This is a genomic window from Paraburkholderia fungorum, from assembly GCF_003610895.1.
GTDB lineage: Bacteria > Pseudomonadota > Gammaproteobacteria > Burkholderiales > Burkholderiaceae > Paraburkholderia > Paraburkholderia fungorum_B.
The window spans coordinates 29,656-41,632 of the sequence record NZ_MCAS01000004.1; the positions used below are offsets into that span (position 1 = coordinate 29,656).

Annotated in this window: 6 protein-coding genes; all 6 read left to right on the forward strand. The window is 57.0% G+C overall.

The annotated features are described in order from the left end of the window. The first annotated feature begins 321 nt into the window (after positions 1-321). The 6 genes from BCY88_RS05300 to BCY88_RS05330 all read left to right on the forward strand — a co-directional run bounded on the left by BCY88_RS05300 (position 322) and on the right by BCY88_RS05330 (position 11,960). Positions 322-1,401 carry a hypothetical protein gene (locus BCY88_RS05300; RefSeq protein ID WP_120343256.1) on the forward strand — a complete coding sequence of 360 codons (1,080 nt, stop codon included), beginning with the start codon at positions 322-324 and terminating at the stop codon, positions 1,399-1,401. A gap of 613 nt (positions 1,402-2,014) precedes the next feature. Beyond that, a complete protein-coding gene (locus BCY88_RS05310) occupies positions 2,015-2,539 on the forward strand; it encodes a hypothetical protein (RefSeq protein WP_120343258.1) in 525 nt (174 codons plus the stop codon). 353 nt (positions 2,540-2,892) lie between these two features. Then, positions 2,893-6,777: a calcium-binding protein gene (locus tag BCY88_RS40690; protein ID WP_183081289.1), complete on the forward strand. Its 3,885-nt coding sequence runs from the start codon at positions 2,893-2,895 to the stop codon at positions 6,775-6,777. A gap of 80 nt (positions 6,778-6,857) precedes the next feature. Continuing rightward, complete coding sequence (locus BCY88_RS05320) at positions 6,858-9,026, forward strand: type I secretion system permease/ATPase (RefSeq protein WP_120343260.1); 2,169 nt, start codon at positions 6,858-6,860, stop codon at positions 9,024-9,026. Further along, a complete protein-coding gene (locus tag BCY88_RS05325; protein WP_120343261.1) occupies positions 9,023-10,477 on the forward strand; it encodes an HlyD family type I secretion periplasmic adaptor subunit in 1,455 nt (484 codons plus the stop codon). Before BCY88_RS05320 ends, BCY88_RS05325 begins: the two co-directional genes overlap by 4 nt. After that, a complete protein-coding gene (locus tag BCY88_RS05330; protein WP_183081290.1) occupies positions 10,467-11,960 on the forward strand; it encodes a TolC family protein in 1,494 nt (497 codons plus the stop codon). Before BCY88_RS05325 ends, BCY88_RS05330 begins: the two co-directional genes overlap by 11 nt. Positions 11,961-11,977: the final 17 nt, after the last annotated feature.

Consider the following 11,977-nt stretch of genomic DNA (forward strand, 5'->3'; position numbering starts at 1 on the left):
TTGCTGGATGAAGTGCGTTGAACCACAAGTGGGAATGTGGCGGCGCAAACAGATGTGATCTTCCCTGAATGTCGATTGAAAGGTACAGGCAATTCATTGCATTGCAAAACGGCGAAGCACGGCTTCGCCGTTTTACGTTTACGACGTGCCATGCTTTGAACGAGTACCAGACCGAAGCTCGAGGTATTTACCTTCCTTGAGTTCTGACGACGCTGTCAGAAGGGGCCGATAGCGCATTTTGGTTAGGTGCGATAGATTCGCGACCAATTCTTTCGACGTGAAAGGATTGATTGCCGTCCTTTTGATTCCTCTATCGTATTCATGGCCGCTTCTGTCGACTACAACGCCGCTGCTGACGCTTTCCAGATAACGTTTTCGACCGGCTACCGGGTCAGATTTTTCATCATCAATCTTCTTTTGTTGGTCTTGGCGCTACTGGTGCTGATCGCGACGCTTATCGTGGCGACAAAAGGCGGCGGACTATTTGGCGCTCGCTGGTTCTGGTTGCCTGCTGCGCTCGGCGTGGGCGCGCTTGTTTTTCGCAGGATCCTGATCGCGGGTCTAACGGCGCCGCCGATCATTGTTGATCGTTCTGGTCATGTTCGCCGCGGATTTCAGCGCGTGCAATTCGGAGATCGACCCGGTGTAATTCTCACAGGGCCTGCGGCAGAGTCTGATGAGCCGATTGGCTTCAACCGGCGTGGCGTGAGGCTCAATTCATCGATCATTCTGGTTGGGCCGTACGGAGCGCGCTTTGTCATCTACTCGGCGAAGAATGTTCACACTGTCCGCCATATCTTTGGTGGCATTCGTGAATGGACGGGCGTTACAAACCGCGTTGTGCCACAAACGAGTGTGCCGGCAGGACGCCTATTGCTATTCGGACTGGTCGCAGTGGGGATTGTGTCGATCGTCGGCTTACTCGTACTCGTTTCCGATTACCTGCTTTTTTACCCCGCTTACATCGGTGCTTGGGCGCTCGGAGCCAGCGTATTAGCGACTGCGTGCCTGATTCAGTTTGCATTGATAGTGAGGCGTTGCAACTGGCCGGTCCAAGCGTTGAGAGTGCCACGTGTTCTGCGAGCGGCACATACGCTACTTGCGGGGCTGTCCATCGCCTGCTTCGCAGCATTGTTCTTTCACCTCGCTAACCTGATCGAGTTTCGCTGGACCCCGGGGCAGGTACGCACTGTGCAGACCGTCGTTTTGCGAACACAAACATCGACGAAAGGATGTCATACGCCGGTGTACCTGCTGGAGCCGACTGCCAATCACGAAATCCGTTTCTGCGGTACCGGTTCGCGGAGCGATTGGCCGGTAGGGCAGCGGGTGGAGATCGACGAATATGTCAACAGGTTTGGTGTGCGGTTGATTGGCGTGCGGGCTTTAAATGGTGAGTAGAACGCGCGTGCGTCGGATGTGGCGAAGCACGCCTCATCAAAACTGGCGCTTAACGAAGGAGACGCAGTGGATTTTTTAGTTTGGTTCTTCATCGACATACTCTGTTGGGGCGTCGGGGCGTTCGGATTGAAGATTTTATCTTTTGGAAAACTAAGGGTTTCGAAGTTGGAACCCAACTGGGTTGCCGGATTCGGAGCTGTCGCCATAATTGTTGCGTTAGCTTCGGTGATTTATATGGTCAAGGGGAGGTAATTTGAAAATTGCAAGTCGCATCAAATGTCGGGTAGAGCGATGTGGACATCTTGAGAAATAGAATGGGTAATAAAAATATTAGTCTGCCATCGCATTTATAAGATGTAATTTGAAAATGCGCGGTTGTCGATGAAACATGAAGGATGCCTGAGGTCCCTGTCAGAATGTCGGTGGCGCTGTTTTTTACTTTGTGAATTTTCCTCATTATATCGAGAAAAAGCGCATGGCGTGACTCGGGGTCAGGCCGGTATAAAATCAATACGAATGAGGTCGTCGCTGCCGCGGCGGTCAGAAGAGTCTGATTGGCGATAAGCGATCGGCGTGTTGTCATACCTGAATTTTCGTACGTGTAGTCGAAAATATGATTTTAAAATTTTTTAAATTTATTCTTCTGACGATAGCTTTCCTCTATTTTGGAAGCGGGCCAGTCAGGATATTGCTCTACAGTCCGCCAACGCACGAAATGCTCAGTTATTCATCGGGTGTCGCGAAGGTTGGAAAAATATACAGGGGGGGCGAATATATATCTCTGATTGGAGATTCGGGCGGAATAACGTATCACTGTGGATATCGTCAATCTGGTTTGGACGTAGGGTTTTGCCCTCTGGAGATCCGGGGTGGGAAAAATATCGATGGTAAGCAGGTTGTTATTGGTTGGTACGTTCAGAAGAGAAGCTTTTGGGCTTTTTCTCAGAGACAGATTTTTGAGGTGCGTCAAGGTAAGGGAGACGTATTGGCGTTTGATCAGGCAGTTAAATACTATCAGTCCCAAAGTAATCCGATTTTTTGTAAATCATTGTTGTTTTTTATGGCTTTAATCTATTTTGTGGTATTGCGCAAGATTTTTTATATGAAGCAGGATCGAAGGTTGAGGGCAGTGTTATGAAAGGTTTGAACGTTGATTACATCGGCATTGCTATTGGCCAGTTGGCGAACGGTCAAAACGCTGCGCAGGTTGGAAAATCGGTTGGTTCCGTCGCTGAGGGCCAGAAGGGTTCGGGATATCAAGCGGCACTGTCAACACTTCAATTCGTTGATGGCTTGATGGGCTCCGTGGGAAGGTCCGTTCTTCCAATTGGAACATCCGTTGGCAATATTCCGTGGTTCGGACCATTGATTGGAGCTGCTGCTTTGGTCAACGACGTTTCCGACCTCGCGTCGCAAGTTCCAAATGGTACGGTAAGCACTGGAACCTTATACGCGGCCATCGGGGATGCGTCGTCGCTGATCGGGGGAGTCATGCTGAACGTCGCCGGACTATCGATCGCCAGCGGTGCGGCTGTCCCCGGACTAGCCGGGGTGGGCGCAGCCCTTCTCGTCGCCGGAGTAGGCCTCAGCATCGCATCGATGCTTGCCGGCAACGAAACGACGAGCGTCATCAACGACATGCTAGACGCAGCTGCCGCTCTGCAAAGTGCGCTTGGAAACGCAATTAGCGATGCAGTAGGTGACATTGGCGCCATGCTCAACTCCGTTGCTACCGGTGTCGGCGATTTCGCTGATGCATTCTCGAACTGGCTCAAAGGCAAGTACGACGACGTCCTGAAATTCGCAAAGGAATACTTCTTTGGTGCCAATCTTGTCGACCCCCTCATCCTCGACATCGACGGTGACGGTATCCACACCACCAATCCCGACAATTCGAATGCCTACTTCGATTTCGACGGCAGCGGCAGCCGCACACACACCGGCTGGATCAGCGCGGGTGACGGTTTCCTCGTTCTCGACCGTAACCACAACGGCATGATCGACTCCGGCGCAGAACTATTCAGCAACTTCACGCCGCTTGCGAACGGCACACTCGCTGCGAACGGCTTCGACGCACTCCGCGAATTCGACATCAACAAAGATGGCGTCATCGACCGCAACGACGCGATCTGGTCTTCGCTAAGAATCTGGCGCGATGCAAACGGCGACGGCACCTCACAATCCGGCGAGCTGCTAAGCCTCGACGAACTCGGCATTATCTCGATCAACCTGAGCAAGGACGCGACCATCCGCACGCTCGAAAATGGCAACATGGTGCGCGGCACCGGCTCATTCGTGCAGATGGTCGACGGCGTTCCCGTCGAGCGTGACATGCAGGAAATATGGTTTGGTCAGGACACGCTGCATCAGAAGTTTGATACGACCATCCCGCTGCGTGATGACGTAATCGCAATGCCGTACGTACAGGGCGCGGGCAATGTGCGCGATCTTTGGCAAGCCGCGAGTCTGGATACGGCAGAGGGTATGGCCCTGCGTACGCTGCTTGACCAAATCACGCACGCAAAGACCGCTACAGAACAGCAGGCGCTGATCGAACCGTTGCTCAAGGCGTGGGCCGCGACATCGGGCATGACAACCTCACAATCGCTCAAAGAATCCGGCAAGCGCACTATCACAGGATTCGCAACCGACGCCGACTGGCTCGGCCGCCTCACGGTGCTGGAGAAGATGTCCGGCACGATGTTGGGCGCGAACGCGCAAGGCACCGTAAGCCTGTCAGGTACACGCGGCGAATATGTGTCGAATGCATGGTCGACCCTTGTCGAGTCCGTGTACAAGGCCATCGCGATGCAGACGGTCTGGAAACCTTATCTCGACGCAATCGCGTATGACGTCAACGACGCAGGTCAGGTGCACGTGGACTTCAGTGCCATGATGGCGAAGCTGAAAGCGGCAGAAAGTGTGGTCGGCGCGGCAGATGTCGCGTTCGTGCTGGCCGGGCTGACGAAGGCTTTCGGTGTGAACTGGATACAGCAGGGTTTCGATATCGGTGCGGAACTCCGCAGTTATGTCGAAGCGCACCAAAGCGACGCGTTGCGCGAGGCGCTTGGGCAACTGGGCATCTCATTCGGTAGCGGTTCGCTGAACGCTGCAACCGGTGGTCCGATGTCGGGCAGCATTCTCATCGGCTTCACAGGCAAAGACGTGCTCAACGGCGGCAGCGGCGATGACATCCTGCTAGGCGGCGACGGCAACGATACGCTTTACGGTGGTGCTGGCGATGACGTGCTTGATGGTGGCGCAGGTGACGACCTGTTGGTCGGCGGAACGGGCAGCGACACTTACCTGTTTGGACGGCACTCGGGCAACGACACGATCGAAGAGGCCTACGACTTGTACGGCAACGACACCGACGTGGTGGTTTTCGACGCGGACATCCGTCCGCAGGACGTTACTGTGCGTCGTGACGGTCAAGGCGCTGATCTGTTAATCACGTTGTCCGGCTCGAACAACGTCTTGCGTATCAAGATGCAGTTTTATCAGAGCGGTTTGGTTTTCCCTTACGGCGTTGAACAGTTCAAGTTTGCCGACGGCACGATCTGGACCAAGCATGACGTTGCCTTGATGGCATTGCAAGGGACACCAGGCAACGACGTGCTGGTCGGCTACAACGGCGACGACATACTCGACGGAGGTGCCGGCAACGATTTGCTGATCGGCGGCACAGGCAGTGACACGTATCTGTTCGGTCGCAATTCCGGCAACGACACGATCGAGGAGGCATACGATCTGAACGGCAAGGACACCGATGTCGTGCTGTTCGACGCGGACATCCGTCCGGAAGACGTGACGGTGCGTCGCGATGGCCAAAGTTCGGATCTGCTGCTTACGATTGCCGGCTCGAACAATGTGCTGCGTGTGAAGATGCAGTTCTATCAGAGCGGTCTGCTTTTCCCCTACGGTATCGAACAATTCAAGTTTGCCGACGGTACGATCTGGACCAAGCAGGACGTCGCCCTGATGGCATTGCAGGGCACGCCGGGCAACGACGTTCTGGTTGGCTACAACGGAGACGACATACTCGACGGCGGCGCCGGCAACGATTTGTTGATCGGTGGAACAGGTAGCGACACGTATCTGTTCGGCCGCAATTCCGGCAACGACACGATCGAGGAGGCATATGACCCGCTAGGCAAGGACACCGACATCGTACTATTCGATGCGGATATCCGTCCGGAAGACGTGACGGTGCGTCGGGACGGCCAAAGCGCGGATCTGTTGCTCACAATTGCCGGCTCGAACAACGTGCTGCGTGTGAAGATGCAGTTCTATCAAAGTGGTTCGGACTTCGCGTACGGCATCGAACAGTTCAAATTTGCCAACGGCACGATCTGGACAAAACAGGACATCGCCCTGATGGCATTGCAAGGCACGCCGGGCAACGACGTGCTGGTTGGCTACAACGGTGATGACGTTCTCGACGGCGGCGCGGGTAACGACCTGCTGATCGGTGGCCCAGGCAGCGACACCTATCTGTTCGGTCGCAACTCCGGAAATGACACGATCGAGGAGGTGTACGACCCGCAGGGCAAGGACACTGATGTCGTGCTGTTTGACGCGGATATCCGTCCGGAAGACGTGACGGTGCGTCGCGATGGTCAAAGCGCGGATCTGTTGCTCACAATTGCCGGCTCGAACAACGTGCTACGTGTGAAGATGCAGTTCTATCAAGGTGGTTTGGACTTCCCGTACGGCATCGAACAGTTCAAATTCGCCAACGGCACGATCTGGAACAAGCAGGACGTCGCATTGATGGCATTGCAAGGCACGCCAGGCGACGACGTGCTAGTCGGCTACAACGGTGACGACGTACTCGACGGCGGCGCAGGTAACGACCTGCTTATCGGTGGCGCCGGCAGTGACACGTATCTGTTCGGCCGTCATTCCGGCAACGATACGATCGAGGAGGCCTACGACCCCAACGGCAGGGACACCGACGTAGTTTTGTTCGACGCCGATGTCAAACCTACTGACGTCACCGTGCGTCGCGACGGCAACAGCACTGATCTGCTGGTCACGCTGTCGGGTTCGGACAACACGCTCCGTATCAAGATGCAGTTCTATGAGAGCGGTTCGACTCTTCCTTACGGTGTCGAGCAGTTCAGATTCTCCGACGGTACCACGTGGGACAAGGTCACGATCAACGCGAAGGCGCTCGCGACACAGCCGAAGCTTATGTCAGCGTCGCGGGCTTTCACACCGGACACGACTGCTGCATCGGCGTACATCGAAAGTAGACTGGATTTGCTGATCCAGACAATGGCAAGTGCCGCGCCACCGCCGTTGTCGGACTCGACCTGGCAACAAGGTGCAACACAAGCGCTGACGGCGCCGATTGCAGTCAACTGCTTCTAGTTCGAACCACCACGCTCAGGGTCGCGCGACGCTTAAGTCGCGCGACCGGTTTACCCGTCGCAAGAAAGAAGCAATACCGAATGCAATCCAACGCCGTCCCGCATACCCAGCACACCGATCCATTCCCACACAAACCCGACGCTTCCACGATCGATCCCGGCATCTTCTGCCTCGTGATGTTGGCGCGCTATCACGGTATTGCGGCGGACCCAGACCAGCTAGCGCACGAATTCAAGCCGGGAGCCAGGTCTTTCAGCACGACGCAGCTTCTGCTCGCCGCAAAATCTCTCGGGCTCAACGCGAAGCACACTAAAGCGCGCTGGGATCGACTGGACCGGGTCGTGTTTCCTGCCATTGCTATCGACAACGCAGGTGACTTTTTCATCATCGGCCGCATAGAAAAGAACAAAGCGATCATTCAGCGCCCCGATGCCGCGCAGCCTGTCTCTATCGACATTGAAGTACTAAAAGGCGATTGGCCAGGGGAAGTGATCCTTTTCGCCTCACGGGCATCAATGCTCGGCGAACTGACGAAGTTCGACTTCACATGGTTTATTCCGGCCTTGATTAAATACCGGCGTCTTCTGTGCGAGGTGCTCGTCGTTTCATTCTTTATCCAGGTGCTGGCGTTGATTACGCCGCTGTTCTTCCAGGTTGTGATGGACAAGGTGCTGGTTCATCACGGATTGACTACGCTCGACGTAATCGCTGTCGGACTGACGATCGTTGTGCTATTCGACGTTGGGCTGACCGCGCTACGCAGCTACGTGTTCGCGCATACCACGAGCCGCATCGACGTCGAACTCGGAGCAAATCTATTCCGCCATCTGCTCAAATTGCCGCTGGCGTATTTCCAGGCGCGACGCGTCGGCGATTCGGTGGCGCGCGTCCGCGAGTTGGAGAACATTCGCGCGTTTCTGACCGGTAATGCGATCACTCTCGTGATGGACTTGTTGTTTTCGTTCGTCTTCATCGCGGTGATGGTGTTTTACAGCGGTCGGCTCACGTTGATCGTGCTTGTATCGCTCCCTTGCTATGTGTTGCTCTCGGTGGCTTGCACACCGGTGCTGCGCCGCCGTCTGAACGAGAAGTTCGCCCGTAGCGCAGAGAATCAGTCGTTTCTCGTTGAAACGATCAGTGGTATCGACACCGTCAAATCCATGGCGGTCGAGCCACAGTGGACGCGCCAATGGGGCAACCAGCTTGCTGCCTATATCGGTGCGACTTTTCGCGCGTCGACTGTCGGCATCTGGGCGAGCGGCGGCGTCAGCCTTGTCAACAAACTCGTCACTGTGGCGCTAATGTGGGTCGGTGCTCGGCTCGTGATCGACAGCAAGCTCACAGTCGGCGAATTGATCGCATTCAACATGCTGGCCGGTCAGGTCGCGGGACCGATCATGCGGCTTGCGCAACTCTGGACCGATTTCCAGCAAACCGGTATTTCAGTCGCGCGTCTCGGCGACATTTTGAACAGTCGCACGGAAGCAGCTGGCGCGAAGAGTGCGTTGCCCGCTGTCAAAGGGCGTATCGAACTGGAAGAGGTCGTGTTTCGCTATCGTGCGGACGGCCCGGCCATTCTCAGCGGCGTGAACCTGTCAATCACGGCGGGCGAGGTGATCGGCATCGTCGGGCAGTCCGGTTCGGGGAAGAGTACGTTGACGCGTCTGGTGCAGCGCCTTTACACACCGGAGCGTGGGCGAATCACGATCGATGGACAGGATCTCGCGTTGATCGACACGACATCGTTGAGGCGTCAGATCGGTGTCGTGTCGCAGGAAAATGTGCTATTCAGCCGGAGTATCCGCGACAACATTGCGCTGACTGATCCGGGTGCACCGCTCGATGCGGTTGTCCACGCGGCGAAACTGGCCGGTGCGCATGAGTTCATCGCGGGCTTGCCGGAAGGCTACGACACGCCAGTCGGAGAGCATGGCTCGACGTTGTCGGGGGGGCAGCGGCAGCGCATTGCCATTGCCCGGGCACTGATGCACGAGCCGCGTATTTTGATCTTCGACGAGGCGACCAGCGCGCTCGACTACGAGTCCGAACGCATTGTGCAGGACAACATGCGTGCAATCTGCCGCGGACGTACGGTGCTGATCATTGCGCATCGTTTGTCAGCCGTGCGGCGGGCGGACCGGATCATCGTGATGGAACGTGGCGCGATTATCGAGCAAGGCGCGCACGACGTTCTCATTGCTGCAATGGGCGCTTATGCGAAGCTTTGGCATTTACAGGCGGGTGTATGACGAACCGTGCGCTGCTTTGGCTAGGCGCGGCCCGGGACCTGACTTGCCAGTATTTTAAAGTCTGGCGCGCGGCATGGCGCGTGCGCGAGCGGAACGCACCGCGCTGGTCGGCCGCTGAATCGGAGTTTCTCCCTGCGGCACTGGCGCTCCAGCGGCAGCCTGTTTCGCCGCTGCCACGTGTTGCGATGGCGACAGTCGTCTCGCTGCTATTGATTGCTCTCTTGTGGGCCATAGTCGGGAAGATCGATATCGTCGCGACCGCGCAGGGAAAAATCGTCCCTGACGGCCGCGCGAAAATTATCCAGTCGATCGAAACCGCCAAAGTCACCGCCATTCATGTTACTGACGGCAAGCTGGTAAAGACCGGCGACGTACTTCTCGAACTGGATTCAACGATATCTGCGGCGGATCGTCTGCGGCTACGCGACGACTGGGCCGAAAGCTGGCTGAGTGCGGCGCGTGCGCGGGCTTTGCTCAAAGGTATCGATAGCGGTGAGGCACAACCCATCGACATGACGGTCGAGGCGGAGGTGCCCGCCGAACTGATGCCACCGGTCGCTCGTGTTGAACAGGAGCAACGTTTCCTGGATGGTGAGTTCGCCGAGTTGCGTTCCAAACTCGCGCGCCTGGACGCAGAGATTGCGCGCAGTGCAGCTGAACTTCAAACGGTCGGGGCGGTAATCAACAGATTGCAAAGCACGCTGCAAATTGCTCGCAGCAGGGAAGCCGATCTGGACGAACTGGCAGCAAAGAACTATGTCTCGCGTCACGAATATCTGGAGAAGCAACAAATCCGGATCGAGCAGGAAGGCGAACTGGCCGCACAGAAAAGCCGTCTCGGCGAGATCCGCGCATCGATCGTGAGTGCTCGGCGCCAACGCGAAGAACTCACGGCTTCGACCCGCCGTGCGACGCTCGAAAGTCTTGGCAACGCGACGCAAAAAGCGGCTGAGCTTCGCCAGGAGTACATCAAGGCGGATGCACATGATCGCTTCATGACGCTCAAGGCGCCGGTGGATGGCGCAGTGCAGCAACTCGCGGTGCATACCATCGGTGGCGTCGTGACTGCAGCTCAACCGCTGATGGTGATTGTTCCAAACGAACGTCCCGCCGAGATCGAAGCGTTCCTGGAGAACAAGGACATTGGATTTGTCGCAGTGGGGCAACTTGCTGCCGCGAAGATTGAAACGTTTCTTTATACACGCTATGGCACGCTGCCGGCTGAGGTTGTCAGCGTGTCGCACGACGCCATCGAGGACGAAAAACGTGGGCTGATCTACGCAGTGAGGTTGAGGCTGCATCAGTCGAGCATGATGATCGACGGCCAGCGTGTGGCCCTCAGCCCTGGTATGGCGGTGAGCGTCGAGATCAAAACCGGCAAGCGTAGATTGATCGAATATTTTTTGAGCCCCTTGCTCACACGCGTCGATGAGAGTTTGCATGAGCGCTGATACCCATCACGTTGGGCGCGTCACGCGGCTTACAGCAAATGGCTTGCTTGTGACGTTGACCGCGCTGTTGCCGCCGTGTCTGTACGCGCATCCGGGTCTGGATGGCTTCGATCCACTCGGCACGCAACAGCAAATAACCGCACCCCCCGTTATTTCACGCGTACCCGACATGGTCGGCGTGGCGCCGTGCGAATTCGGTCCGCCGAGTACGACCTTGTCGCTGGAGGACGTCGCGGCACGCGCGTTGTGCCGCAATCCGCTGACCCGGCGAGCCTGGGCGAGCGCTCAGGTTCAGGCCGCCCGTTTGGGCGAAGCCAAAGCCGCACAGTGGCCGACGCTTTCGGGCGTGTTGAGCGGCTCGCGTAACCGGACGCAGACGTCTTCGACAAACAGTTGGATGTCGCAGGAATCCTACAACGGCACGGCGCGTGCGGCAGAACTTGCCTTTGACTGGGTAATGTTCGATTTTGGTGCGCGTTCAGCTGAAATGCGGAAGGCGCGTGAACTGCTGGTCGCCGCCAGTGAATCCTTCAACGCAGCGGTACTCGACGTCCTCTACACCAGTGCTCGTGATTATTTCGCGGCGCTTACCGCGCGAGCACAAGCCGACGCGGCGCGCGAGGCCGAGTCCAATGCTGCACAAAGCCTTGCTGCTGCACATGCGCGGATGCGCTCCGGGATCGTGTCGATCGCAGATGACCTGCAGGCGCGCACAGCGCTCAATCAGGCGAAGTTAAGCGTAGTCAGAGCCGACAGCGCGCTGCACGAAGCGATTGGCACGTTGGCGCTCGACATGGGTCTCACGCCGGACGTGCCGCTCATGCTTGCCGAGGCGCCAGTTATGTTGCCGGGATCGGCTCCGCAAATGGACGCGATCAAGGCACTGCTGGATCAGGCACTCGAAAGCCACCCCCGCTTGCAGGCGGCGCGCGCCGAATTGCAAGCCGCGCAGGCGTCGATCGATAGCACGCGTGCGCAGGCGTGGCCGAGTGTTCGTCTGCAAGCTGGGCTCTCGGCGAGCAACCGGCCAGCGGCGTCGATCGATGCGGCTGGCGGTATGTCGTCGACGTCGCGAAACAATTATGTGGGCGTACGGGTGACCATTCCGTTTTTCGAGGGTTTTGCCTCGGCTTACCGGATTCGCGAGGCGAGGGCGCAAGCGGATTTCCAGCAGGCAAATATTGCCGAGACCGAACAACAGGTTGCGTTGAATGTCTGGAAAAGCTATGAGGCGGTGAGGGCCGGCGCACAAACCGTCCAGCAGGCCCGAGCTCTGCAGGAGGATGCGGAATTGGCGTTCGATGCAGCGCAATCGCGCTACAGAGTCGGCGTGGCGAACATCATTGAACTGCTGCACGCCCAGGATGCGCTGGTGGCGGCCAACCAGCAGCGTATCGTGAGCGTTTCCGACTGGCTTACCGCTCGCCTGAGCCTGGCGGCGAGTCTTGGCAAACTTGACTTAGGGCAAATACAAAACTGGTGAGAGTGAAGCACCGTGAT